Origin of the sequence: Ralstonia sp. UNC404CL21Col, assembly GCF_000620465.1 — a bacterium.
GTDB classification, from domain to species: Bacteria; Pseudomonadota; Gammaproteobacteria; order Burkholderiales; family Burkholderiaceae; genus Ralstonia; species Ralstonia flatus.
Map to the genome: position 1 here is coordinate 1438916 of NZ_JIBE01000004.1, position 25143 is coordinate 1464058.

Sequence of the window (25143 nt, forward strand, 5' to 3'; positions counted from 1 at the left end):
GCAGCCCTAGAAATCCGCCACCTTGCCCCAGGCCGAGTGCTTGAAGCGCGCCGGGTCGTACGGGGCCGGGTCGAAGATCGGCTTTTCACCGGTCACCAGATCGGCAATCAGGTGGCCGGCACCGGGGCCAATACCGAAGCCGTGGCCCGAGAAGCCCGCGGCCAAAATGAACCCAGGAATCTCCGGCACCTCGCCGATACCGGGCACCCCGTCCGGCGTGTTGTCGACGAAACCGGCCCAGGCGTTGGCGATGCCCGCTTGGCCCAGCACCGGCAGCAGTTCGACGGCGCGGCTGTAGGTTTGCTTGACCGCTGCCGCATCGGGCCGTGGGTCGAGAATGCGCATGCGCTCCATGGGCGTGGGGGCATCGAGCCGCCACCGCGCGAGTGTTTCGTGGCCCGCGCGAATGCCTTCCAGCCCACCGGGGAACACATTGCGCCAGCGCTTCGCGAACATCGGCAGAAACTGCGGCGCGAAGCGCAGCAGCTGTGCCGTCGGGTCCACGCGTCCGCGACCGCTGATGGCCAGGTTGTAGCTGCCATCGCTGCGGCGCGTGATGGATACGCGTGCAGTGTGCAGGGCGTCAGGCACCGGCTCGGTCACTCCCGTCACACGCACGATGGACTGGCGAACGGTCGCCTGCGGAAAACGGATGCCCAATTGGCGACAGAACGACGAGGCCCACGCGCCGCCTGCAAACACCACGGTGCGGGTCTTGATGGTTCCGGCTTCCGTGACGACGCCGCTTACGCGGCCGCCCTCGATTTCAATGCCCCGTGCGGCGCAATTCTGGTGAACGGTGCCGCCGAGCTTCATGAGCGCAGCCGCCACAGACGGTGCAGCCTTGGCCGGGTCGGCCGTGCCGTCGCTCGGTGAGAACACGCCGCCTTTCCACGCGCGACCGGTCAGGCGGCCACGCTCGGAGGCTTCAGTGCTGCTCAGCATGTGCGTGGTCACGCCGGCCGTCTTTGCGAAATCGCGCCACTTCGTCCAGCGGGCAAGTTCTTCTTCGTCGTTGCTGAGATAGAGCAGGCCGCAGCGGCGGAAACCTGTGTCTTCGCCCGTGTCGGCGGCAAACTGCTCCCACAGTTCAAGGCTCTTGGTGGCCATCGGCAGTTCACGCGCATCGCGGTTTTGCTGTCGGCACCAGCCCCAATTGCGGCTCGACTGCTCGGCCCCGATGCGGCCCTTTTCGACCACGGCCACCGACACGCCGCGCCTGGCCAGGTAGTACGCAGCAAAGACGCCGATGATGCCGCCGCCGATCACGACGACGTCGGCCTGCGCTGGAAGGGGAGAGGCGCTCTCGATGAGGCGCAACGGTTGAGACATGACTCGCTTTCCTCGTTCGTTCACGCCTGGGCGTTTTGCACCACGTAGAACTTGGCGACGCGCTCCGTGCTGAGCCATCCGATGGCGGCGCCCTGCGGCACGAAGATGGCATCGCCGGCACTCACGGACAGCACGCTGCCATCCGGGCCAGCGAACTGCACACCGCCATCAAGCACGTACATGAACTCGTTCACCGGATGCGCGCGGACGATGCGGTGATAGGGCGTCGAGTCCCAGGTGCCGGCGCGGTATTGCGTTGGCTCGTCGGTGAAGACGTTGTCGCTGCGGCACTGCGGAACCGGCCCGATCAGCACTTCCGGCGCCGGGCCGCCCGAGGGTTTGAAGTCCGCATCGGCGTGCAGCGGGATGAGCGCCGGCGTGGTCGGTGTGTTGATGACAGCAGCGCAGAACACGAATCGAACGCCCGTAGCAGCCTCGATGCGCACGGCCGTGCCGGATGCGATGACCGCGCCCGCGCCCGGGCCGATCACGTGCGGTGCAGAGCCCGGCGCCGTGAGCGTCAACTCGCCCTCCACGACGGCGAGCGTCTCGGTATGGGGAAAGCTCGCGACATCCCGTTCGCCGACAAAGCTCGCCCGGCCGGCGCTCATCGCGTTGGGCCCTTCCCAGGCAATCTCCCGTTGTTGCGCGAAGGGGTCGTCGGGGCTCAGGGCGGCGGGCCGGAACGCGGTTGAGATTGGGGCGCCATCGGCGCGATGCAGCATCAGGGCGGTTGTCATGCAGGGTTGGTCCTCACCGCATCCAGCAGTGGACTCGGCTTCGAGGGCGTCAGCGTTGGTTGGGAAAGAGCCGTTCGATCGGACAGTGCGTTTTGATGAACGGCGATTTGATGACGATGTAGCTGAAATATTTGGCAATGCCGATGTTGCGCTCCAGCAGCTCTTCAATCACCTCCTGGTAGTGATTGACGCCGCGCGTGATGAAGCGCAGCAGGTAGTCGTAGCCGCCGGAGAGCAGGTGGCATTCGAGCACCTCGTCCACCTCGCGGATGGCCGCTTCAAAGCGCACGAAGGTTTCGCGGTGGTGGTCCGACAGCGTGACTTCCGTGAAGACGGTCAGCGTGTCGCCCAACTTTTCCAGGCGGATGTGCGCGCCGTAGCCGGAGATGTAGCCGGCTTGCTCCAGGCGCTTGACGCGGATCAGGCACGGGCTGGGCGACAGGCCCACGGCGTCGGCCAGGTCCACGTTCGTCATGCGCCCGTTCTTCTGCAGTTGGGCGAGGATGCGCAGGTCCAGACGATCGATCTTGAGAGCTTCGGTCATGGCAGGGGCGAAGGCGTGGAAGATAGATCCGATTCTGCGGCAGCCAGTGTCTTTTGTGTCAGCTTGTTGGGGCCTGTTGCTACCGGTTGCATCAGGCGAGCGCCGCACGCACGGCCGGCATGGCCAGCACGTCGTCGAGCGTCTTCTTCAGGCGCGCGAAGAGCTGGGCGAACTCGTCTTCGGTGTAGGTCAGCGCCGGGGCGAAGCCGAGGATGTTGTCGCCAAACGCCCGGAACACGAGGCCATTGCCGTAGGCCGCCGTGGCAATCAGGTTGGGCAGGCCAAGTGCCGCATCGAAGCCCCGCTTGGTGGCCTTGTTGCTCACGAGTTCGAGTGCGCCCAGCAGGCCGCGGTGGCGCGCGTCGCCCACCAGCGGATGCGTGAGCAGCCCGTCGAGCCCCGCTGCAAAACTCGTCGCGCCGCGCTGGCCATTGGCGAGGATGCCGCCTTCTTCGTACAGGCGCAGCACTTCGAGCGCCACCGCTGCGCTCACGGGGTGCGCCGAATATGTGGCGCCGTGGCCGATCGGCACACCGGCGGGCGCGCCGTCGGCAATGCCCGCGTAGAGCTGGTCGGAAATCAGCGTCGCGCCCATCGGCACGTAGCCTGCCGTGAGCCCCTTGGCCATCGTCATGATGTCCGGGTCGACGCCTTCGGCATCGCAGGCAAACATCGGGCCGGTGCGGCCAAAACCGGTGATGACTTCATCCACGACGAACAGGATGCCGAGTTCGCGCGTGGCGTCGCGCATGGCTTTGAGCCAGCCCTTGGGCGGGACGATCACGCCGCCGGAGCCCTGGATCGGCTCGCAGAAGAACGCGGCAACGTTGTCCGCGCCCAACGCCGCCACCTTGGCGCGCAATGCTGCCACCGAAGCGTCGATGATGCCTTGCGCGTCCGCCGGGTTGGCCGCGCGGTATGGGTTGGGCGAGGGGATGTAGTGCTGCGTAGGCAGCGGCAGGTCGAAGTCACGATGGAAGGCCGGCAGCGCCGTCAGCCCCGCGCCCGTGGAAGACGAGCCGTGATACCCGCGCTCCAGCGAAATGAAATGCTTCTTCGTCGGCTTGCCCACGGCATTGAAGTACTGGACGATGAAGCGCACGGCGGCATCCACCGCCTCAGACCCACCCAGCGTGAGATAGACGTGATTGAGCGAGCGCGGCGTGATCTGCACGAGCTTGTCGGCCAAGCGGATGGCGGGCTCGCTGCTGAAGTGAAAGTAGCCGGTGGCGTAGGGCAGGCGGCGCATCTGCTCGGCGGCGGCCTGCACCACGCTCTCCTGGCCATAGCCGACGTTGACGCACCAGAGGCCCGCGAAAGCGTCGAGCAACTCGTTGCCATGCGCGTCAGTCAGCCACGCACCGCGTCCGGATGTCAGCACGGTCGGCCCGCGTTGCTCGTGGGTGCGCCAGGCGGCCACCGGGTGGATCAGGTGTGCGCGGTCGATGGCGTCAAGCGAGGCAAGCTGGGGCAGATCGGTGAGCTGGGTCATGGCAGAGTCCGTTCGTGCAATGAAGGCAATCAATGGACTCAAGAGTAGGCTGTGCGGCCTGAGGCTTGGTGCTGCTTTGCGCGGGAAGAACGCAGCGTGCTGCTGTTGTTCGGCGCGCAGCAGCAGATCGTGCGGCGCGCCGTTTGATGCATCGTTTCAGTAGCCGCGCGAGCGGTCCACCAGCCCGACCATGGGTTCGCCGGCGGTGAAGCGGCGCAGGTTGTCGATGACCACCGCTGCTGCGGAAAGCGGCTGCGTCATGCTGGCAATGTGCGGTGTGATGTGGACGCGCGGATGGCGCCACAACGCATGGCCGGCGGGCAGCGGCTCCGGGTCGGTCACGTCGAGCATGGCTTCGCTGAGCTGCCCACTGTCGAGCGCTGCAAGCAGGTCGTCGTTCACCAGCTGCGGGCCGCGGCCAACATGCACCAGCGCGGCGCCTTGCGGCAGTTGGCCGAACAGCGCTGCGTTCAGCACACCGCGCGTGGCATCGGTCAGCGGCATCAGGCAGATCAGGATGTCGGTGCGCGCCAGGAAGGCGGCCAGTTCGTCTTGCCCGGCAAAGCACTGCACGCCGTCGATGGCATGGCGCGATCGGCTCCAGCCCGCGCAGTCGAAACCGAAACCCTGCAACTGCGCCAGCACGGCCTGCCCGAGCGAGCCGAGCCCCAGCACGCCAATGCGGCGTTCATTGGCGGGCCGCACCGGCAGCGGGTGCCATTGCTCCGCCTGCTGCTGGCGGCGGTAGGCAGGAATATCGCGGTGCAGGCTCAGCACGGCATGCGTGACGTACTCCACCATGCCGCGCACGATGCCGGGCTCGACCATGCGCACCACGGGCAGCGTGGGCGGCAGCGCTGCAAAGTTGAATTGATCGACCCCCGCGCCCGAGGAGAACAACACCTCCAGGTGCGGAAACTGGGTCGCGATATCGGCGGGCGGCTCCCAGGCCGCAAGAAAGCGCACCCGCAGCGGATCGCCGATGTCGGGCCAGATGCGGAAGTCGATGTCGGGCGCGTGCTGGCGGAACACCTCGGCCCATTGCCGACCGCGGACGGGGTCGGACTTGTAGAGGAAAGTGGTCGTCACGATACGGTGTTGGCGCGGTGTTCGAGGTTCAACCCATCGCCTGGGTCACGATGGCAAACAGCGTAGGGCCGCCGGGCGGCGTGGTCAGCGGCGCGCCGCGCACCATGGTGGTGGGGGCGTCCACGCGCAGCAGGCCGATGCTCTCCAGCCACTCCGCCAGGCCGCTGTCGAAATCGATATCGATGCGGGTGAAGTGGCCGGCGTTGATGCCTGCCAGATGCGCGATCAGCGCCTTGGCGCTCTCGGCATCCGGGGCGACCACGGGGCCGATGGCGTGGCCGCGTCCGAATCGGCGCAGCATCGCGAAACCGCGCGCCTCGCCGTCGTCGTCCAGTACGACGCAGGCGTCTGCGCTGGCGAGCAGATCGTCGATCAGTGCATCGCGCGGCATCCCCCGCGCCTGGGCGTCGAGCCGGCGCAAGTCCGCAGCCTCATTGAGCCCGGCGGGGCGCAGGCGCCAGCCGGCGGGCAGGGCGATCAGCGGCGTGGGTTGCGCAATGCCCTGGTGCTGGCGCATCTCGCCGGTGCGCACAAAGCCCAGTCGCTCATAGAGGCCGCGTCCTTCTGCGGTGGCATGCAGCAGCACGGTGTGGTTGTCCAGGCCGTCGAGCAGCGCGCTCATCAGGCGATGGCCGATGCGCCGGCCCTGGCATGCGGGCGTCACGATCACCAGCCCGATGGTGGCGTGGCGCGGGCCCCAGCGCCAACGTTGCGCGGTGGCGATGAGCTGGCCGTCGCGCTCGGCGACGATGCCCTCGGCGTGCGCAAAACTCTGCGCCCAGTCGGCCGGGCGGTGCGGCCAGCGCTGCTCTTCCGACAAGGCGTGCGTCTGGGCCAGATCGTCGGCGGTCATGGGGCGCAGCACCACGCCGTCGTCGGCGGGCAGGTTCTGGGCGGGGACGGACGAGGAAGACATGGGAGGTTCCTTCCGGCGAAGGATGAAGGTGGCACCGGCACTTATCTTGGACGACATCGCGGCCCGGAGCCAGATCGAATTCGGGTTTGCCCGCAATTTGCAAGCATCGTCTGCGCAGGGTGTGGCTTTCGCAATTCGATGCGGTAGCGCCCGCGGTTACGAAACCAAATGCCGAGCCTTCCTGCATAGGATCAATGACCTCATTTCGATATGGGTGCCGGGCTTCGGCGCCCCCCAATTTCGTGGCCAAATTCGACCCCCAGACCATCCGCGTGCCCTCCGGTCATTTCATCGGCGGCAGGCTTGTGCCCGACGCGGGCCGCATCACCGTGCGCCGCCCTTCCGACAACGCCGTGCATGCGGAGCTGCCGCTGGCGGACGCTTCCACCGTCGACGCTGCCGTGCAGGACGCTTGGCAAGCCTGGCGCACGACGGACTGGGCGCGCCGTGCCCCGCGTGACCGGGCACGCGTGCTGCGCCGCTGGGCCGACCTGATCGACGCCGACGTGGCAAACATGGCGCCGCTCGAGGCCGTGTGCTCCACGCGCCCGCTGCGCGACGCCGCTGCCTGGGACGTGCCATTCACCGCCGAAGGCCTGCGCTTCTTTGCCGAATACGCCGACAAGCTTGGCGGCGACGTGGCGGCCACGCGGCACGACAACCTCGGCATGGTGGTGGCCGAGCCGTATGGCGTGGTCGGCGCAATCACACCGTGGAATTTCCCGCTGGTGATGGTCTCGTGGAAGGTCGGCGCGGCGCTGGCCGCCGGCAACGCAGTCGTGCTCAAGCCTTCGGAATTGACGCCGTATTCCGCCATCCGGTTGGCTGAACTCGCCATCGAAGCGGGCGTGCCGCCGGGCCTTTTCAACGTGGTGCAGGGCGACGGCCGGACCACGGGCGACGCGCTGACGCGGCATCCGCTGATTTCCAAGATGACCTTCACCGGCTCGACACGCACCGGCGCCGCCATCATGGCGACCTGCGCCTCGCATGGTCCGAAGCCCGTCACGCTGGAGCTGGGCGGCAAGAGTCCGCAGCTCGTCTTTGCCGACGCGCCGGACATCGACCGGCTGGCAGGCATTGTCGCGGGCGCCATCACCGGCAACGCGGGGCAGGTGTGCGTGGCCGGCTCGCGTCTGATCGTGCAGCGGCAGATTGCCCAGGCATTGATCGAGCGCATCACCGCACGCTTTGCCGCGCTGCGGCCCGGCGCCACCTGGGACGACACCGCCACGCTGCCGCCGATCATTTCGGCCGCGCAGGCTGCGCGCATTCTCGACATCGTGGAGCGGTCGCGCGATGCCGGCGCGCAGGTGCGCTGCGGCGGCGGCCTGTTTGGCGACGGCCCGGGCGGGGCGTACTTCCAGCCCACGCTGCTCGAAGGCGTGCGCGCAGACAACCCCGCCGTGCAGGAAGAAATCTTCGGCCCCGTGCTGACGGTGCAGACCTTCGATGACGAAGAGGAAGGCCTGGCACTCGCTGCGCACGAACACTACGGCCTGGCCGCCGGCGTGCACACCGCAGACATCGGGCGCGCGCTGCGCGCCATGCGCGGCATCGCAGCGGGCACGGTGTGGATCAACCGTTATGGGCGCAGCGCCGATTTCGTCATTCCCACCGGCGGCTATCACCAATCGGGTATCGGCAAGGATCTGGGCCGGCAAGCCGTGGAGGCCAACCTGCGCTTCAAAAGTGTGCTGATCGATTTTGCTGCGACGCATTAACGTGCCTTGGCGGTGCGCGGGGCACGCCAGCGGTGCAGACCGCATGGCATGCCGCGAGTGCCATTCGAAACAGCAGCTTTCTCACGTGAGACCGCGCATTTCCCTACAACCGTTGCGAGTCTGCGTGCTTCAATGATTTCGTCATAACCGTGCTGCAAAGACGGCATAACGGCAGCCACCTTCAGGACCTGAGGACCTCAAACCATGACCTTCCGCCCCAAGTACATCACCTTTGACTGCTATGGCACGCTCACGCGCTTTCGCATGGGCGAGATGACGCGCGAGTTGTTTGCGGACCGTATCCCGGCCGAGCAGATGGAGCAGTTCATTGCCGACTTCACTGCCTACCGCTTCGACGAGGTGCTGGGCGACTGGAAACCGTACGAGGTGGTCCTGAAGAACGCCGTGCGCCGCCTGTGCAAGAAATGGAAGATCCAGTACTTCGACACCGACGGCCAGGCCTACTACGACGCCGTGCCGACGTGGGACCCGCATGCCGACGTGCCAGCAGGTCTGGCCAAGGTGGCCAAGGAAATCCCGCTGGTGATCCTGTCCAACGCCGACGACGCGCAGATCCAGAAGAACGTGGCGATGCTCGGTGCGCCGTTCCACCGCGTGTACACCGCACAGCAGGCCCAGGCCTACAAGCCGCGCCTGAAGGCGTTCGAATACATGTTCGATTCGCTCGGCTGCAACCCGGAAGACGTGCTGCACGTGTCATCCAGCCTGCGCTACGACCTGATGTCGGCCGACGACCTCGGCATCGTCAACAAGGTGTTCGTCAACCGCGGCCACGGCCCGGGCAATCCGGCGTACCGTTACACCGAGATCCAGGACATCGGCGGCCTGCCCGGTGTTGTTGGCCTCTAAGCCGCGTCTCCATCGTCGCCCCACATGACCTCCATGAAACTCGACTCCTACTGGAACGACTCGGTGCCCGCGCTGGCGCTGGACGCGCACGATCTGCCGGCGCAGGCAGACGTGGTGATCGTCGGTGGCGGTTTCACGGGGTTGTCGGCGGCGCTGGCGCTGGCCCGGCGCGGCGCCAGCGTGGTCGTGCTGGAAGCGGGCGAGAGGGTGGCGCCCGAGGCGTCGGGGCGCAATGGCGGTCATGTGAACAACGGCCTGGCCGTCGACTACGCCGACCTGGCCGCCAAGGTTGGCGTGGACCGCGCCCGCGCCTGGTATCACGCCTACGACGCCGCCGTGGATACGGTGGAGCGCATCGTGTGCGACGAGGGCATCGCCTGCGACTTCCAGCGCAACGGCAAGCTCAAGCTCGCCACCAGGCTGTATCAGATGGACGCCCTGCAACGCAGCGCGGACCGGCTGATTGCGGATGGTGTGGATCGGGATGTCGAGATACTCGATGCTGCCCGCGTGCGCGCGGAGGTGCAGAGCGAACGCTTCCAAGGCGGCTTGCTCTACAAGCGCAGCGGCCAGATGCACATGGGCCGTTTCGCGCAAGGCTTGGCCATGGCAGCGCAACGCCAGGGTGCACAGATTCATACGGGCACTTGCGTGCAACGCGTCGAGCGTGTGCAGGGGCAGGTGCATCGCATCCACACCGCGCGCGGCACGGTGCTGGCCAAGCAGGTGCTGCTTGCGACCGGCGCGTCGCGTCATGGCGGTTACGGCACGTTCGGCTGGTTGCGTCGGCGCATCGTCCCCATTGGCAGCTTCATCGTGACTACCGAACCGCTTGGTGCAGAGCGCGCGCACGCGTTGCTGGCAGCGCGCCGCACGTATGTGACGGTGGCGAATATTCACCACTACTTCCGGCTCACGCCAGACCACCGGCTGGTCTTCGGCGGCCGCGCGCGCTTTGCGGTGTCGAGCCCGCAGCAGGATGCGATGAGCGGCGAGGTGCTCCGCGCAGGCCTGACGGAAACCTTCCCGCAGTTGTGCGACGTGCGCCTCGATTACTGCTGGGGCGGGCTCGTCGACATGACGCAAGACCGCCTGCCGCATGCGGGTGAGCGTGACGGCTTGTTCTATTCCATGGGGTACAGCGGGCATGGCACGCAGATGTCCGTGCATATGGGCGAGCGCATGGCCGAAGTCATGGCCGGCGACGCTGCAGCCAACCCGTGGCGCGATCGCGCGTGGAGCGCCATCCCCGGTCACTTTGGCCCGCCGTGGTTTTTGCCCGCGGTCGGCATGTACTACCAGCTCAAGGACCGATTTGCCTGAGCGGCGCCGCAAACGCAGTCTTCCTCCGTATCCAACGATCGCAACGCATTCCATTCAGACCAGATCCACCAGGAGCCCCCCACCATGAGCGACAGCCATAACGAGTTCGAGAACCTTGTCGGTCCCGCCGAAAGCCAGCGCGTGATGGCGTCGCTCAAGCGCGGTGCCTCGCGACGCGACGTGTTGAAGATGCTGATGGCCGGCGGCATGCAGGCCACCTTGGCTGGCAGCTTGGCGGGCACAGCCGCCAGCGTGTATGCACAGACGCCGCGCCGTGGCGGGCGCATCCGCGTGGCGGCCGCCACGGCAGCAGCGACCGACACGCTCGACCCGGCCAAGCAGTCGAACCAGAACGACTACGTGCGCTGCAACATGGTCTACAACGGCCTGTTTGTGCTGGACGGCAGCCTGACGCCGCGCCCTGCGTTGGCGGAGTCGTACCACACGGCAGATGCCAAGACCTGGGTGCTGACACTGCGCAAAGGTGTGACGTTCCACGACGGCAAGGCCCTGTCCCCGGCGGATGTGGTGTATTCCGTCATGCGCCACAAGGATCCGACCACGGCGTCAAAGGCCAAGGTGCTGGCCGACCAGATCGAGAGCGTCAAGGCGACCGGGCCGAACGAAGTGACGGTGGTGCTGACCGCGCCGAATGCTGACTTGCCGGTGATCCTGGGCACCTTCCACTTCCATATCGTCAAGGACGGCACGACCGATTTCAACGCCGGCATCGGTACCGGCCCGTACAAGCTCAAGGAGTTCAAGCCTGGCGTGCGTACCGTCGTCGTGCGTAACGACGGCTACTGGAAACCGGGCAAGCCGTATCTGGACGAGATCGAGTTCGTCGGCATCGGCGACGAAAGTGCGCGCGTCAATGCGCTGCTGTCGGGCGGGATGGACCTGGTGGCCTCGGTCAACCCGCGTGCTGTGGCACGCGTCAAGAGCACGCCCGGCTACGCGATCTTCGCGACGCAATCGGGACAGTACTCCGACCTGATCATGCGCAAGGATACGGGCCCGGGTGCGAACCCCGATTTCGTGATGGCGATGAAGTCCCTGTTCGACCGCGAACAGATGAAGAAGACCATCGCGCTGGACTACGCGGTGCTGGGCAACGACCAGCCGATCGACCCGACCAACCGCTTCTATTTCAAGGAGCTGCCGCAGCGCGCGTTCGATATCGAGAAGGCGAAATTCCACCTGCAGAAGTCGGGCGTGACGGGCAAGATTCCCGTGGTGGCATCGCCGGCGGCACAGTATTCGGTCGAAATTGCCCTGGTCCTGCAGCAGGCCGGTCAGCGCATCGGTCTGGACCTCGACATCAAGCGCATGCCGGCGGACGGTTACTGGTCCAACCATTGGCTCAACAGCCCGGTCGGGTTCGGCAACGTCAACCCGCGCCCGAGTGCTGACACCATCCTCACGCAGTTCTTCAAGTCCGATGCGGCCTGGAATGAATCGCGCTGGAAGAGCCCGAAGTTCGATCAGCTGCTCACCGCTGCGCGCGCCGAAACCGACGTCGCCAAGCGCAAGCAGATGTATGCCGACATGCAGACGATGATCCATGGAGAGGCGGGCATCGGCATTCCGCTGTTCCTGGCCAGCATCGACGGGCACACAACCAAGCTCAAGGGCCTGGCGCCGATCCCGCTGGGCGGCCTGATGGGCTATTCGTTTGCCGAAAACGTCTGGCTTGATGCCTGACGGCGCGGTGGTAGCGTTCTTGCGGAAGGTGATGAAGGGGCTGTCATGAATCGAGTCATCCTTAAGCTGCTGATGCGGCGCGTGGCGCTGGCGCTGCTGTCGTTGCTGGCGGTGTCGGTCATCGTGTTCTCCATCACCGCTGTACTGCCCGGCGACGCCGCGCAAGAGCAGTTGGGGCAGGACGCCACGCCCGAAGCCCTGGCCGCCCTGCGCGCACAGATGGGCCTGAACGTGCCGGCGCCGCAACGCTATGCGCACTGGCTCGCCGGCATTGCGCGCGGTGACCTCGGGCAGTCGACCACCACGCAGATGCCGGTGGCCGAACTCGTGGCAAGCCGCTTGCCGAACTCGCTCCTGCTGGCGGCGGTGACGGCGCTGTTCTCGGTGCCGATTGCGCTCAGCCTTGGCGTTGCCTCTGCTGTCTGGCGCGGCTCATGGTTCGACCGGGTGGCCTCAACCGCCTCCGTGGCTGTGGTGTCGGTGCCGGAGTTTCTGGTGGCAACGCTGGCGGTGCTGGTGTTTGCGGTCAAGCTGCGCTGGCTGCCGGCGCTGTCGTACGTCAACGACATCGAATCGCTCGGCCAAATGCTGCAGGCCTTTGCCATGCCGGTGCTGAGCCTGTGCTGCGTGATCGTCGCGCAGATGATGCGGATGAGCCGCGCTGCCGTCATCGACCAGCTCGAAGCGCCTTACATCGAAATGGTGCGTCTGAAAGGTGCCTCGCCGATGCGCGTCGTGCTTGCGCATGCCTTGCCCAATGCCGTGGGACCGATCGCCAATGCGGTGGCGCTGTCGCTGTCGTACCTGCTGGGCGGCGTGATCATCATCGAGACGATCTTCAACTACCCCGGGATTGCCAAGCTGATGGTGGATGGCGTATCGCAGCGTGACATGCCGCTCGTGCAGGCCTGCGCCATGATCTTCTGCGCGGGCTACCTGCTGCTCGTGACCGCGGCCGATGTGCTGGGTATCGTCGCCAACCCGCGTCTGCGCCACCGTTGATGCTGATCCTATGAACAAGAGCCTGACGATGGAAACCACGCCAACTTCCCCTACGTTGCCGGCCGGCACACCACCGGCGCCGCCCGCACCGCGCCACCCGATACGGCGCCTGCTGAGCGGCTTCGGTGTCACGGGCCTCATCGGCCTGGCCGTGCTGGTGTTCTGGCTGCTTGCGGCAACGGTTGGGCCCGCGCTGCTGCCCGCGCACCTGATCACCAGCGGCGACGGCAACGGCGATGTCTTCGGGCCCATGAGCGCGGCCCACTGGTTCGGCACCGATTACCTCGGCCGCGACATGTTCGTCCGCGTGGTGGAAGGTGCGCGCTACACCGTGGGCGTGGCGCTGGTTGCCACCGTGATGGCGAGCGGCACGGGCACGGTACTGGCACTGTTTGCCGCCGCCATGGGCGGGCTCGTCGACGCCACGCTGAGCCGTGTGCTCGATACGCTCACCGCCATCCCGAGCAAGATGTTCGCGCTGCTGATGGTGGCCGGCTTCGGTTCTTCGGTGACGATGCTGGTGGTGACCGCCGCGATCATCTACGTGCCGGGGGCGTATCGCATTGCACGCTCGCTGGCGGTCAACATCAACGCGCTGGACTACGTGACCGTGGCGCGCACGCGCGGCGAGGGCACGCTTTACATCATGCTGCGCGAGATCCTGCCGAACATCCTCGGGCCCATGCTGGCCGATCTGGGATTGCGCTTTGTGTACGTCGTGCTGCTGCTGGCGAGCCTGAGCTTTCTGGGCCTCGGCATTCAGCCACCGTCGGCCGATTGGGGTTCGCTGGTGCGCGAGAACATCGGCGCGTTGCCGGATGCGGGTGCCTCCGTCATCGTGCCGGCGCTGGCCATTGCGAGCCTGACGATCGCCGTCAACATCGTCATCGACAACCTGCCGGGCCGGGGTCGTTCCGGTGCCCGCGAACGCGGAGGGCGTTGAACATGGGTGCGTCCGTCGTCGTAGAAGGCCTGCGCATTACCGCAGGCGAACAGACCCTCGTAGACAACCTGAGCTTTGCCATTCAACCCGGCGAAGTGCTGGCGCTGATCGGCGAGTCGGGTTCCGGCAAGACCACCACTGCGCTGGCACTGATGGGCTATGCGCGGCGCGGCTGCGAGATCGCATCGGGCAGCGTCCGCATTGGCGAAATCGATGTGCTGCACCTGCCGCCCGCAGAGCAACGCGCGTTGCGCGGGCGCACCGTGGCTTACATCGCGCAGAGTGCAGCAGCGTCGTTCAACCCGTCACGCACGATCCTGGATCAGGTGGTGGAGCCTGCGCGCATTCACGGCACGATGTCGCGCGCGCAAGCCGAGGCCAAGGCCGTGGAGCTGTTCCGCGAACTGGCGCTGCCCAATCCCGAAACCATTGGCGAGCGGTATCCGCATCAGGTGTCGGGCGGGCAGTTGCAGCGGCTCATGGCCGCCATGGCGCTCATCATCGATCCGGATCTGGTGATCCTGGATGAGCCGACCACCGCGCTGGACGTGACCACCCAGATCGAAGTGCTGCGTGCGTTCCGCCGTGTGGTGCGCGAGCGCCGCGCCACCGCCGTCTACGTGAGCCATGACCTGGCCGTGGTGGCGCAGATGGCCGATCACATCCTGGTGCTGCGCGGTGGGCAAATGCAGGAGATCAACCCGACCGCGCACATTCTCGCCACGCCCGATCACGACTACACCAAGAGCCTGCTGGCCGCGGCACGGCCAAAGGCGCGCCCGGCAGAGCACTGCCTGGGCGAGGGCGAATTGCTCCTCGATGTGCAGGGCTTGGGCGCCGGTTACGGGGCGGTGGATGCCAAGGGCCAGCCCGCCACGCGCATCCTCGACGACATCAACTTCAAGCTCTATCGCGGGCAGGCCATCGGCGTGATCGGTGAGTCGGGCTCGGGCAAGACCACGCTGGCGCGCGCCATTGCCGGGCTGATTGCGCCGTGCGAGGGCAGCATGACGTTCCGCGGGAAGGCGCTCGAGCCCTTGCTGGCAAAGCGCTCTCACGACGCGTTGCGCCGCATCCAGATCGTCTTCCAGATGGCCGACACGGCGCTCAACCCGTCGCACACCATCGAGCGCATTCTGGCGCGGCCGCTGCAGTTCTATAAGGGGCTGAAGGGCGAAGCGTTGCAGCGCCGGATTCGGGAGTTGCTGGATCTCGTGCGCTTGCCGCACAGCGTGGCCCAACGGCTGCCGGGCGGTCTCTCGGGCGGCCAGAAGCAGCGCGTGAACCTGGCGCGTGCCCTGGCGGCCGAGCCCGATCTGATCCTGTGCGACGAAGTGACTTCCGCGCTTGACACGGTGGTGGGCGCCGCAGTGCTCAACCTCATGGCAGACTTGCGGCGCGATCTGGGCGTGTCGTACCTCTTCATCAGCCACGATCTGCACACGGTGCGCGCGGTGTGCGACGAGATCGTCGTCATGCAGCACGGCCGCAAGCTCACGCAGGTGGCGCGTGCCGATTTCGATCGCGGCCCGCACCATCCATACTACGAACAACTTGCCAACTCGGTGCCCGAACTGCGCCAGGGCTGGCTTGACGAGCGGGACCGTACGGTGACCCATTCCGCGGCGGTCTCCATCTAACAGAGAAAAAAAGGAACGACATGATTCCCGCATTCCGCATCGCGATCATTCCAGGAGACGGCATCGGCAAGGAGGTCATGCCAGAAGGCCTGCGCGTCATCCAGGCGGCGGCCGAGCGCTTTGGCTTCGAGCTTGAGTGCCACACCATCGATTGGGCCAGCTGCGACTACTACCAGCAGCACGGCCAGATGATGCCCGACGACTGGAAGGCCCAGCTCAAGGGCATGGATGCGATTTTCTTTGGCGCGGTCGGCTGGCCCGCCACGGTGCCCGATCACGTTTCGCTGTGGGGTTCGCTGCTCAAGTTCCGCCGCGAATTCGACCAATACATCAACCTGCGCCCCGTGCGATTGTTTGAGGGCGTGCCGTGCCCGCTCGCCAACCGCAAGCCCGGCGACATTGATTACTACGTCGTGCGCGAGAACACCGAAGGCGAATACACATCGCTCGGCGGCGTCATGTACGAAGGCACGGATCGCGAAATCGTCATCCAGGAATCGGTCTACTCGCGCAAGGGTGCAGAGCGGCTGCTCAAGTTCGCCTTCGACCTTGCACAAAGCCGCCCGCGCAAGCACGTGACGCTTGCCACCAAGAGCAACGGCATCGCCATCAGCATGCCGTGGTGGGACAAGCGCGCCGAGGAAGTCGCGCAACACTATCCCGACGTCACGCTCGACAAGCAGCACATCGACATCCTGACCGCGCGCTTCGTGCTGCAGCCGGGCCGCTTCGACGTGGTGGCCGCCACCAACCTGTTCGGCGACATCCTGTCCGATCTCGGCCCCGCGACGACCGGAACGATCGGCCTGGCGCCTTCGGCCAACCTGAACCCGGATCGCACGTTCCCGTCGCTGTTTGAACCGGTGCACGGCTCGGCGCCGGACATCTACGGCAAGAACATCGCCAACCCGATTGCGATGATTTGGTCAGGCGCGTTGATGCTGGATTTCCTGACGCAAGGGCAGGGCGCGGGGCGTGCGGCGCACGACGCCATCGTCGCGGCCATCGAAGCCGTGTTGAAGGACGGCCCGCGCACGCCGGACCTGGGCGGCACCGCCAACACCACGCAGGTGGGCGAGGCGATTGCCGCGCACGTTGCGGGTGCCTGATTTTCATTTGCTGTGGACCAGAACACCATGTCTCTCTCGCTCGATCGCGCGGACCTGATCCGCAGCGGCAACTACATTTCCGGCGAATGGCTGAGCGCAACCGGCCCGCTGCTGGACGTGACAGACCCCGCCACCGGCAACCTCATCACACGCGTGCCGGATTCCGGCGCGGACGAGGCACGCGCCGCGCTGGGGGCCGCGCATGCCGCCTTCCCGGCGTGGCGCAAGGTGCCCGCCAAGCAGCGCGCGCAGATCATCAAACGCTGGAACGATCTCGTGCTGGCGCATCAGGAGGATCTCGGCAAGCTGATCTCGCTGGAGCAGGGCAAGCCGCTTGCCGAAGGCAAGGGCGAGGTGGCCTACGCTGCGAGCTACATCGAATGGTTTGGCGAAGAAGCCACGCGCATGAACGGCGAGGTCATTCCCGCGCCCGTGCCGGGCCGGCGCATGTTTGCGCTCAAGGAGCCGGTGGGCGTGGTGGCAGCCATCACGCCGTGGAATTTCCCGGCGGCGATGATCGCGCGCAAGATCGCCCCGGCGCTCGCGGTCGGCTGCACCGTCGTCTGCAAGCCCGCCGAAGACACGCCGCTGACATCGCTCGCCCTCGTGCGCCTGGCGCAGGAAGCCGGCGTGCCGCCGGGCGTGCTGAATATCGTGACCGCCTCGCGCGAGCGGACGCCTGAAGTAGTGGACGTTTGGCTGGACGATGCGCGCGTGCGCAAGATCACGTTCACGGGCTCCACGCCGGTCGGCAAGCATCTGGCGCGCCGCAGCGCCGACACGCTGAAGAAGCTGTCGCTCGAACTTGGCGGCAATGCGCCCTTTATCGTGTTCGAAGATGCCGACGTCGATGCCGCCGTGGATGGTTTCATGGCGGCCAAGTTCCGCAACGGCGGGCAGACCTGCGTGTGCCCGAACCGCGTGTTCGTGCACGACGCAGTGCACGATGCGTTTGCCGCCAAGTTGGCCGCACGCGTGGCCGCGCTCAAGGTCGGGCCGGCCGCCGACCCCGCTTCGCAAATCGGCCCGATGATCAACGCGCGTGCGGTCGAGAAGATCGACCGGCATGTGCAGGACGCTATCGCGAAGGGCGCCAAGGTGTTGACCGGCGGTGCGCGCCTGACCCAGCTCGGCGCCAACTACTACGCACCCACGGTGCTGATCGACGCCGATGCCACCATGGCTTGCGCCTGCGAGGAAACCTTCGGCCCCGTCGCACCGCTCACGCGCTTCACCACCGAAGACGAGGTGATTGCCGCTGCCAACGACACGCCGTTTGGGCTGGCCGCCTACTTCTACAGCCAGAACGTGCGTCGCATCTGGCGCGTGGCCGAAGCGCTGGAGACCGGCATTGTCGGCATCAATGAAGGCGCGTTGGCCGCCGAGGCCGCGCCGTTTGGCGGCGTGAAGGAATCCGGCTACGGCCGGGAAGGCTCCGTCCACGGGCTGGACGACTACCTCCACACCAAGTACGTCTGCCAGGGCCAGCTCGACTGACGGGCCACGTTGCAGGGTGGCACGATTGGCGGTACGGTCACGCGTATCCCAATCGTGTTCCGGAGGCCCCATGGCCGACAACCTGGCTCCGTCCTCTTCGTCTACGCCGGAAAGTCCCGCTGAAGGCACCGTGGACGCCTGCCCGTCCACGCGCGCGCTTGAACTGGTCGCCGGCAAATGGGCGCTGCGCATCTTCCCCGCTCTGGAAAATGGCCCCGTGCGCAACAACGAACTCCTGCGCCGCGTGGGCGACGGCATCTCGCAAAAAATGCTCACGCAGACGCTGCGCGAGCTGGAAGCCAACGGCCTCATCCTGCGCACCATCTACGACAGCGTCCCGCCGCACGTCGAATATCGTCTCAGCCCGCTCGGTGAATCGCTCAACCGCACGCTCGTCGGCCTGGACGACTGGGTGCGCGCGCATTGGCCCGAAATGGAACGGATTCGCAAAAGTCAGGTCGATTCCGATTGACATCCGGCCGATCTGCCCGACGTTGTGTGCAGATGCAGCATTTTTCCGATAGTATTCGGAGCCCATGTTTGTGACGAATCTTTCCTCCGCCTTGCCGACGTTGTCTCGCGCCACCGCGCGGGGCGTGCTGTCGCGTGCGCGCGGCGTGCGGTGGATCGTCACGATCTGGTGCCTGTTGTTCACGGTTTCGGTGTTCTCGGCCACCCATTTTCCCGATGGCCAGGCTGCGGACGACGCGCTGGAAGCCATCGAAGCCGTGGTCGACGACATGCCCGGCGATGCCCCGCCGGTTGCCAAGCCGAGCAAGGGTTTCGAGCGCGCCATCAAGGTCGCGCTCGGCAAGGCGGTCAAGCAGCCCGGCCAGTGCTTCAGCGTCGAACACTGGGTTGCGCACGCTCCCGATGCGCCTGATGCGCCCACCACCAGCGCCGCCGCCCCCGATCACCCCAGCGACGCGCCGGAACTCTGGCTGCCGCCGCCGCCCATGGTGTTGACGCCCGGCCTGCGTGTCGCGCGCGTCCGTGTTTCGCTTCCTCCGTTCCAGGCTGGCCCCACGCCGGCCCCCATGCTGCGCCCGCCCGCACGCGCCTGATCTCCGGCATTCGCCGGAAACCATCCCCTTGAGTTGCTAGTGCTGCGCCAACCGGCCCGTTGAGCGGCTGGGCGTTCGCGCTTGCCTGTTCTTCTTTTTCAGGATGATTTCGGATGTTGTCCAATCAGGATGCGGCCAACCCGCGCCCCGCAGCAGGCGCGCGCGCGTCGCGGCGTGCTGTTCTTTCCGCTGTGCTGGCCGCGATGGCTGTCCATGCCAATGCAGCGCCCCCGACACCGTCGCCACGTGGTGCCCAGACCGCCACCGCCCGTGCCGACGAGGCGCTCCCGCAGCCGCGCTACACCTTGCAGCAGTTGCTGGAACTGGCACGCGCCAACCACCCGGCGCTCGCCGCTTCACAGGCGCAGGTGCAGGCTGCGCAGGCGGGCATCGCCACCGCACGCGCCTGGCCCAACCCCGAGGTGGAAGCCATGGCCGGCCGCCAGCGTGCTCGCATGCCGGGTGCGGCGGAAGGCCGCACCAATAGCGTGTCGATCACGCAAAAGCTCGATTTGCCGTGGCAGCGCGCCGCCCGTACGCAAGCCGCCGACGCCGCGTACGAAGCGTCGCAAGCCACCGCCCGATCGCAGGCACGCGACGTGGAAGCCGATCTCAAGCTGCGCTTTTACGACGTGGTGCGCCGCGAGGCCGAGCAGCGCAACGCGCGCGAAGACGTGACGCTGGTCGAGCAGATCCGCCGTGGCGTGGCCGTGCGTGTGGAAACCGGCGAAGCCCCGCGCTACGAACTCATCCGCGGCGACGCGGAGTTGCTCAACGCGCAGCGCAACGAGCAGGCCGCCGCACTGCGTGTGCAGCAGGCGCTGGCTGAACTGCGCCGCGCCGTGGGCGCCGATCTGCCGCAGACGTTCGATGTCGATGCCGGGGCGGAGACGCCGTCGGTCGCGCATCTGCCGCCGCTGGCGGATCTCGTCAGCACGGTGCTCGCCACGCATCCGGAGCTGGAAGCCGACCGCGCCGCCGTGCGCGAGGCCGAAGCGCGTCTTGCGCACGAGCGCAGCCAGCGTTGGCCGTCGCTGGCGCTGCGCGGGTCGGTCGACCGCCAGCCCGATCTGCAGGACAGCCGCGTGGGCTTGGTGATGTCGATTCCGCTGTTCGACCGCCGCGATGGTCCCGTCGGTGAAGCCGTGGCCGCCCGCGAACGCGCCCGCGCCCTGTTGCGCGACCGGGAGTTGCGCACGCGCCAGGCAGTGGAATCGGCCTATCGCCAATACGAGATTGCGGAGTCGCAAGTCAGCGCACTGGAATCCGGCGTCATCAAGCAGGCCGAATCGGCGCTGCGCGTGGCCGAAGCCGCATACCGCCACGGCGAGCGCGGGATTCTCGACTACCTCGATGCCCAGCGCGTCTTCCGCCAGGCACGCAATGACCTGATTGCCGCACGCGCAGACCTGCGCGCCGCCGCCGTTGAACTCGACCGCCTGCGCCCGGAGGCCCCATGAAACGCCCCAGCCATCGCGTTGCCTCCCGAACTCACGAATCCAGCCAGACCATGACCGTACCTTCTTCTTTCTCTTCTTCGATCCGGCTGGCCGGCGTTGCCCTGGCGGCGATGCTGCTGCTGGGCGCTTGCGGCAAAGATGCCGCCAACGATGCCAAGGCCGCGCAACAGGCCGTCGACCCGAACCTCGTGGTTGCCCAGCCCACGCTGGTGCAGCGCCTGAAAGTAGCGCCGGTGGGCAAGCAGCCGATTGCCGAGCGCCTGCGCGTGCCGGGACAGATTGCGTTTGACGAACAGCGCGTGGCCCGCATCGGCGCCACCGTCACGGGGCGTGTGACCGAGCTGGTCGCCACGCCTGGGCAGAGCGTGAAGGCAGGCGACATCCTCGCGCAACTGCACAGCACCGAGCTTGGCGCCGCGCAGCTCGCCTACCAGAAGGCCGCCGCGCAGCGCGACCTGCAGGCGCGCGCGCTGGAACGCGCCAAGCTGCTGCTGGCCGCCGACGTGATCGGCTCGGCCGAACTCCAGAAGCGTCAGAGCGAACTGGCGATGGCCGATGCCGAAGTGCGCGCGGCCGTCGACCAATTGCGCGTGATGGGCGTGTCGCCCGGCACGCTGGCGAAGATGCGAACGGGCGGCATGTCGTCGATCTCGCCCGTGGTGGCGAGCATCAGCGGCACGGTGGTGGAGCGCAAGGTGACGCGCGGCCAAGTCGTGCAGCCGGCCGACGAGCTGTTCACCGTGGCGGATCTGTCGCGCGTGTGGGTGGTGGGTGAAGTGCCCGAAAACGCCGCTGCCGGCGTGCGCGCAGGCCAGGCCGTGGAGATCGACACTGGCGCGGGCGATCGCATTGTCGGCAAGCTGATCTGGGTATCGGACATTGTCGACCCGCAAACGCGGACGGTCACGGTGCGCACCGAAGTGGACAACGCAGAGCGCACGCTCAAGCCGTCGATGCTGGCCACGCTGCTCATCCAGTCGCGGCCGGAAGAACGCGTGGTGGTGCCGACGTCCGCCGTGGTGCGCGAAGACAACCGCGACTACGTGTTCGTGCGCGCCAGCGAGACGAACTACCAGCTCACGCCGGTCAAGCTGGGCGATGAATCGAACGGGGTGCGCCCGGTCATCTCGGGCGTGCAGGCCGGGCAGCCGATCGTCGTTGAAGGCGGCTTCCATCTGAACAACGAGCGCAAGCGCGCCGAGATGGAGGGCGCATGATCGACGCATTGATTCGCGGCGCGCTCAAGCAACGGCTCGTGGTGGCAGTGATTGCCGCCGTGCTGCTGTTCTTCGGGTTGGATGCCGCACGCAAGTTGTCGCTTGACGCGTTTCCGGACGTGACCAACGTGCAGGTGCAGATCGCCACAGAGGCGCCGGGCCGCTCGCCGGAAGAGGTCGAGCGCTTTGTGACCGTGCCGGTGGAAATGGCGATGACCGGCCTGCCGGCGCTGACCGAGATGCGCTCGCTCAACAAGCCGGGCCTGTCGCTCATCACGCTCGTCTTTACCGACGAGACCGATGTGTACTTCGCGCGCCAGCTTGTGATGGAGCGGCTGATCGAGGTGCAGTCGCGCATGCCGACGGGCGTGACGCCGGTGCTCGGCCCCGTATCGACGGGCCTGGGCGAGGTGTATCAGTACACGCTCGACAAACCGGATGACGGCGACAAGGAGCTTTCAGTGGAGGAACTCACCCAGCGCCGCATTGCGCAGGACTGGGTGGTGCGGCCGCTGCTGCGCTCCATTCCGGGCGTGGCCGAGATCAACTCGCAGGGCGGTTACGAGAAGCAGTACCAGGTGCTCGTCAATCCGGAGCGTCTGCGCCACCACAACGTGACCGTCAAGCAGGTGTTCGAGGCGCTGGCCGCCAACAACGCCAACTCGGGCGGCGGGGTGCTGCCGCACTTCGCGGAGCAGTACCTGATCCGCGGTGTGGGTCTGGTGCGCGACACCAACGACATTGGCGCCATCGTGCTCAAGGAAGTCAATGGCACACCACTCACGATTCGCGACGTGGCCGATGTGAAGATCGGCACGGCGGTGCGCGCGGGGGCGGTGGTCAAGAACGGCGTGACGGAATCCGTCGGCGGTGTGGTGATGATGATGCGCGGCGGCAACGCGAAGGAAGTCGTCGCCCGCATCCAGGATCGCGTGAAGGCCATCAACAACGACGGCATGCTGCCCGACGGCCTGAAGATCGTGCCGTACTACGAGCGTTCGGAGCTGGTGGATTCGGCCTTGCAGACCGTCATCAAGGTGCTGGCCGAAGGCGTGGTGCTGGTGGTGATCGTGCTGCTGCTGTTCCTGGGCGACATACGTTCGTCGCTCATCGTGGTCGGCACGCTGATCCTCACGCCGCTGCTGACCTTCATGGCGATGAACAAGCTCGGCATCTCGGCCAATCTGATGTCATTGGGCGGGTTGGCCATCGCCATCGGCTTGATGGTCGATGGCTCGGTGGTCGTGGTGGAGAACGCCTTTGCGCACCTCGCCAAGCCGCGTGATCCGAACGAGAGCCGCGCGCGCGTGATCCTGCATGCCGTGACGGAAGTGGCCACGCCCGTGATCTTTGGCGTGGGCATCATCATCCTGGTGTTCCTGCCGCTGATGACGCTGGAGGGCATGGAAGGCAAGATGTTTGCGCCGCTGGCCTTCACGATTGCGATTGCGCTGTTCTTCTCGCTGGTGCTGTCGCTCACGTTGACGCCGGTGTTGTCGTCGTATCTGCTCAAGCCCAAGGTGCACAAGCACGTGGAAGGCGAGCACAGCGACGACCCCCACGCCGAGCACGACGCGCATGACACGTGGCTGATCCGCAAGATGAAGAAGCCGTATCTGCGCTTGCTGGAGTTGAGCCTGAACAACGGCCGCAAGACCGTCATCGTGGCCGTGGCCGTGTTTCTTGCCACGGGCGCGCTGATGCCGTTCCTGGGCACGGCGTTCATTCCGGAGATGAAGGAGGGCTCGGTGGTGCCAGGCATCAACCGCGCGCCGAACATCTCGCTGGAAGAGTCGATCCGCATGGAGATGGAAGCCATGCGCCTGGTGATGCAGGTGCCGGGCGTGAAGTCGGCGGTCTCCGGCGTGGGCCGCGGGGAGTCCCCGGCTGACCCGCAGGGCCAGAACGAATCGACGCCGATCGTCTCACTCAAGCCGCGCGATGCATGGCCCAAGGGCTGGAACCAGGACGACATTGCCGAGGCGATGCGCAAGGCGCTGCAGGTGCTACCCGGCGTGCAGATCGTCATGGCACAGCCGATTTCCGATCGCGTGGACGAGATGGTGACCGGCGTGCGTTCCGACGTGGCCATCAAGGTGTTCGGCGACGACCTGAACACGCTGCGCGAGAAGGCCGAGGCGATTGCCAAGGTGGCGCAGGGCATCCAGGGTGCGCAGGACATGCGCGTGGAGCGGATCACCGGTCAGCAGTATCTGCAGATCGCGATCGACCGCCAGGCCATTGCACGCCACGGCCTGAATGCGGCTGACGTGCACAACGTGATCGAGACCGCCATCGGCGGCAAGGAAGCCACGGAAATCTTCGAAGGCGAGCGCCGCTTCAGCGCGGTGGTGCGCCTGCCGGACGCATATCGCGGCAGCGTGGAGGCCATCCGCAACCTGATCGTGGCCGCCCCCAATGGCGCACAGGTGCCGATGGAAAGCATCGCCCGCATCGATGTGACCGACGGCCCCGCGCAGATCAGCCGTGAGCTGGGCAAGCGACGCGTGGTGGTGGGCGTGAACGTGCGCGACCGCGACTTGGGCGGCTTCGTGGCCGAGTTGCAGGCGGCCGTCGCGCAGAAGGTCAAGCTGCCCGAGGGCTACTACCTGGAGTGGGGCGGCCAGTTCCAGAACATGGAACGCGCCATGGGCCACCTGAAGGTGATCGTGCCGATCACGGTGGCGGCCATCTTCTTCCTGCTCTTCCTGCTGTTCAACTCCGTGCGCTACGCCACGCTGATCATTCTGGTGCTGCCGTTTGCCTCGGTGGGCGGGATCATCGGCCTGTTCGTCACGGGTGAGTACCTCTCCGTGCCGGCATCGGTCGGCTTTGTGGCGCTATGGGGCATCGCCGTGCTCAACGGCGTGGTGCTGGTCAGCACGATCCGCAGTCTGCGCGAGCAGGGCATGTCGGTGGAGGAATCCGTGCGGCTGGGTTCACGCATGCGCTTCCGCCCCGTGATGATGACGGCCACCGTGGCCATGCTGGGCCTGATCCCGTTCCTGTTCGCCACAGGGCCGGGCTCGGAAGTGCAACGGCCGCTGGCCATCGTGGTGATCGGCGGTCTGCTGACCTGCACGCTGCTCACGCTGGTGATGCTGCCCACGCTGTACAAATGGTTTGATGAGGAGTCGAAGGCATGAAGGAAATCCGCATCGTAGTGCGCCCGCAACTGCTGGAACGCATGCATGAGGCGCTGCGCAGTTGCCCAGGTTTTCCGGGCATGACGGTGGGTGAGGTGAATGCCTATCCGCCAGCGGCTTCACAGGGCGGCGCGCATTCCATCAAGGAAGACCTGACGGAGTTTGTGCCGCGCGTGCGCATCGAGATCATCGCTTCCGATGCGCTGGCCAGCGTGCTGTTCGAAAGCGCCGTCAAGGTGCTGGAGCACGGCCAGACCGGCGAGAGCGCCATCTGGATGACCGACGTGATTCAGGCCACCTTCCTGCATCGCACGGGTTGATGGTCGTGTGA

The 25143-nt window shown here is 66.5% G+C and carries 21 protein-coding genes; 15 read left to right on the plus strand and 6 right to left on the minus strand.

From position 1 onward, the window contains the following. Positions 1-6: 6 nt before the first annotated feature. The 6 genes from N511_RS0114595 to N511_RS0114625 all read right to left on the minus strand — a co-directional run bounded on the left by N511_RS0114595 (position 7) and on the right by N511_RS0114625 (position 6113). A complete protein-coding gene (locus N511_RS0114595; RefSeq protein WP_027679987.1) occupies positions 7-1332 on the minus strand; it encodes an NAD(P)/FAD-dependent oxidoreductase in 1326 nt (441 codons plus the stop codon). A gap of 20 nt (positions 1333-1352) precedes the next feature. Next, complete coding sequence (locus tag N511_RS0114600; protein WP_027679988.1) at positions 1353-2072, minus strand: cupin domain-containing protein; 720 nt, start codon at positions 2070-2072, stop codon at positions 1353-1355. Positions 2073-2121: 49 nt separating this feature from the next. Beyond that, positions 2122-2616 carry an Lrp/AsnC family transcriptional regulator gene (locus N511_RS0114605; protein ID WP_027679989.1) on the minus strand — a complete coding sequence of 165 codons (495 nt, stop codon included), beginning with the start codon at positions 2614-2616 and terminating at the stop codon, positions 2122-2124. Positions 2617-2707: 91 nt separating this feature from the next. After that, positions 2708-4108 (minus strand): aspartate aminotransferase family protein, encoded by a 1401-nt coding sequence (locus N511_RS0114610; protein WP_027679990.1) that lies wholly within the window; start codon positions 4106-4108, stop codon positions 2708-2710. Positions 4109-4264: 156 nt separating this feature from the next. Further along, the gene (locus tag N511_RS0114620; RefSeq protein ID WP_027679991.1) at positions 4265-5197 is read right to left on the minus strand and encodes a 2-hydroxyacid dehydrogenase; all 933 of its coding nucleotides are present in this window, start codon (positions 5195-5197) and stop codon (positions 4265-4267) included. A gap of 28 nt (positions 5198-5225) precedes the next feature. Next, entirely contained in the window at positions 5226-6113 is an 888-nt protein-coding gene (locus tag N511_RS0114625) for a GNAT family N-acetyltransferase (protein ID WP_027679992.1), read from the minus strand. 242 nt (positions 6114-6355) lie between these two features. Here N511_RS0114625 and N511_RS0114630 point away from each other — a divergent pair, with 242 nt between their 5' ends. From N511_RS0114630 to N511_RS0114700, 15 genes are all read left to right on the plus strand, one after another. After that, a complete protein-coding gene (locus N511_RS0114630) occupies positions 6356-7837 on the plus strand; it encodes an aldehyde dehydrogenase family protein (protein ID WP_155954049.1) in 1482 nt (493 codons plus the stop codon). A gap of 204 nt (positions 7838-8041) precedes the next feature. Continuing rightward, positions 8042-8707, plus strand: coding sequence for a haloacid dehalogenase type II (locus N511_RS0114635; protein WP_027679994.1), 666 nt, complete (start codon positions 8042-8044; stop codon positions 8705-8707). A 33-nt stretch (positions 8708-8740) separates the two neighbouring features. Next, positions 8741-10030 carry an NAD(P)/FAD-dependent oxidoreductase gene (locus tag N511_RS0114640; RefSeq protein WP_027679995.1) on the plus strand — a complete coding sequence of 430 codons (1290 nt, stop codon included), beginning with the start codon at positions 8741-8743 and terminating at the stop codon, positions 10028-10030. 84 nt (positions 10031-10114) lie between these two features. Beyond that, a complete protein-coding gene (locus N511_RS0114645; protein ID WP_027679996.1) occupies positions 10115-11734 on the plus strand; it encodes an ABC transporter substrate-binding protein in 1620 nt (539 codons plus the stop codon). Positions 11735-11779: 45 nt separating this feature from the next. Continuing rightward, the gene (locus tag N511_RS0114650; protein WP_027679997.1) at positions 11780-12736 is read left to right on the plus strand and encodes an ABC transporter permease; all 957 of its coding nucleotides are present in this window, start codon (positions 11780-11782) and stop codon (positions 12734-12736) included. 28 nt (positions 12737-12764) lie between these two features. Beyond that, complete coding sequence (locus N511_RS0114655; RefSeq protein ID WP_027679998.1) at positions 12765-13679, plus strand: ABC transporter permease; 915 nt, start codon at positions 12765-12767, stop codon at positions 13677-13679. 2 nt (positions 13680-13681) lie between these two features. Beyond that, entirely contained in the window at positions 13682-15319 is a 1638-nt protein-coding gene (locus N511_RS0114660) for an ABC transporter ATP-binding protein (protein ID WP_027679999.1), read from the plus strand. 20 nt (positions 15320-15339) lie between these two features. After that, positions 15340-16428, plus strand: coding sequence for a tartrate dehydrogenase (locus N511_RS0114665; RefSeq protein ID WP_027680000.1), 1089 nt, complete (start codon positions 15340-15342; stop codon positions 16426-16428). Positions 16429-16455: 27 nt separating this feature from the next. After that, positions 16456-17925, plus strand: coding sequence for an NAD-dependent succinate-semialdehyde dehydrogenase (locus tag N511_RS0114670; RefSeq protein WP_027680001.1), 1470 nt, complete (start codon positions 16456-16458; stop codon positions 17923-17925). Positions 17926-17995: 70 nt separating this feature from the next. Beyond that, entirely contained in the window at positions 17996-18397 is a 402-nt protein-coding gene (locus N511_RS0114675; protein WP_027680002.1) for a winged helix-turn-helix transcriptional regulator, read from the plus strand. A gap of 64 nt (positions 18398-18461) precedes the next feature. Further along, positions 18462-18989, plus strand: a complete 528-nt coding sequence (locus N511_RS0114680; protein ID WP_024974200.1) for a hypothetical protein — start codon at positions 18462-18464, stop codon at positions 18987-18989. Positions 18990-19102: 113 nt separating this feature from the next. Further along, the gene (locus tag N511_RS0114685; protein WP_027680003.1) at positions 19103-20449 is read left to right on the plus strand and encodes a TolC family protein; all 1347 of its coding nucleotides are present in this window, start codon (positions 19103-19105) and stop codon (positions 20447-20449) included. Beyond that, positions 20446-21666 carry an efflux RND transporter periplasmic adaptor subunit gene (locus N511_RS0114690; RefSeq protein WP_027680004.1) on the plus strand — a complete coding sequence of 407 codons (1221 nt, stop codon included), beginning with the start codon at positions 20446-20448 and terminating at the stop codon, positions 21664-21666. The genes N511_RS0114685 and N511_RS0114690 overlap by 4 nt, the downstream gene beginning before the upstream one ends. Continuing rightward, on the plus strand, positions 21663-24812 hold the full coding sequence (locus N511_RS0114695) for an efflux RND transporter permease subunit (protein ID WP_027680005.1): 3150 nt from the start codon (positions 21663-21665) through the stop codon (positions 24810-24812). Before N511_RS0114690 ends, N511_RS0114695 begins: the two co-directional genes overlap by 4 nt. Next, entirely contained in the window at positions 24809-25132 is a 324-nt protein-coding gene (locus tag N511_RS0114700) for a P-II family nitrogen regulator (RefSeq protein ID WP_027680006.1), read from the plus strand. The genes N511_RS0114695 and N511_RS0114700 overlap by 4 nt, the downstream gene beginning before the upstream one ends. Positions 25133-25143 lie beyond the last annotated feature (11 nt).

Bases quoted from the DNA above. Each gene is read 5' to 3' on its own strand.
- N511_RS0114675 (WP_027680002.1), top strand. From the start codon at position 17,996: ATGGCCGACAACCTGGCTCCGTCCTCTTCGTCTACGCCGGAAAGTCCC.
- N511_RS0114680 (WP_024974200.1), top strand. From the start codon at position 18,462: ATGTTTGTGACGAATCTTTCCTCCGCCTTGCCGACGTTGTCTCGCGCC.
- N511_RS0114610 (WP_027679990.1), bottom strand. From the start codon at position 4,108: ATGACCCAGCTCACCGATCTGCCCCAGCTTGCCTCGCTTGACGCCATC.
- N511_RS0114650 (WP_027679997.1), top strand. From the start codon at position 11,780: ATGAATCGAGTCATCCTTAAGCTGCTGATGCGGCGCGTGGCGCTGGCG.
- N511_RS0114595 (WP_027679987.1), bottom strand. From the start codon at position 1,332: ATGTCTCAACCGTTGCGCCTCATCGAGAGCGCCTCTCCCCTTCCAGCG.
- N511_RS0114670 (WP_027680001.1), top strand. From the start codon at position 16,456: ATGTCTCTCTCGCTCGATCGCGCGGACCTGATCCGCAGCGGCAACTAC.
- N511_RS0114695 (WP_027680005.1), top strand. From the start codon at position 21,663: ATGATCGACGCATTGATTCGCGGCGCGCTCAAGCAACGGCTCGTGGTG.
- N511_RS0114625 (WP_027679992.1), bottom strand. From the start codon at position 6,113: ATGTCTTCCTCGTCCGTCCCCGCCCAGAACCTGCCCGCCGACGACGGC.
- N511_RS0114690 (WP_027680004.1), top strand. From the start codon at position 20,446: ATGAAACGCCCCAGCCATCGCGTTGCCTCCCGAACTCACGAATCCAGC.
- N511_RS0114655 (WP_027679998.1), top strand. From the start codon at position 12,765: ATGGAAACCACGCCAACTTCCCCTACGTTGCCGGCCGGCACACCACCG.
- N511_RS0114665 (WP_027680000.1), top strand. From the start codon at position 15,340: ATGATTCCCGCATTCCGCATCGCGATCATTCCAGGAGACGGCATCGGC.
- N511_RS0114645 (WP_027679996.1), top strand. From the start codon at position 10,115: ATGAGCGACAGCCATAACGAGTTCGAGAACCTTGTCGGTCCCGCCGAA.
- N511_RS0114635 (WP_027679994.1), top strand. From the start codon at position 8,042: ATGACCTTCCGCCCCAAGTACATCACCTTTGACTGCTATGGCACGCTC.
- N511_RS0114700 (WP_027680006.1), top strand. From the start codon at position 24,809: ATGAAGGAAATCCGCATCGTAGTGCGCCCGCAACTGCTGGAACGCATG.
- N511_RS0114640 (WP_027679995.1), top strand. From the start codon at position 8,741: ATGAAACTCGACTCCTACTGGAACGACTCGGTGCCCGCGCTGGCGCTG.
- N511_RS0114605 (WP_027679989.1), bottom strand. From the start codon at position 2,616: ATGACCGAAGCTCTCAAGATCGATCGTCTGGACCTGCGCATCCTCGCC.
- N511_RS0114685 (WP_027680003.1), top strand. From the start codon at position 19,103: ATGTTGTCCAATCAGGATGCGGCCAACCCGCGCCCCGCAGCAGGCGCG.
- N511_RS0114660 (WP_027679999.1), top strand. From the start codon at position 13,682: ATGGGTGCGTCCGTCGTCGTAGAAGGCCTGCGCATTACCGCAGGCGAA.
- N511_RS0114600 (WP_027679988.1), bottom strand. From the start codon at position 2,072: ATGACAACCGCCCTGATGCTGCATCGCGCCGATGGCGCCCCAATCTCA.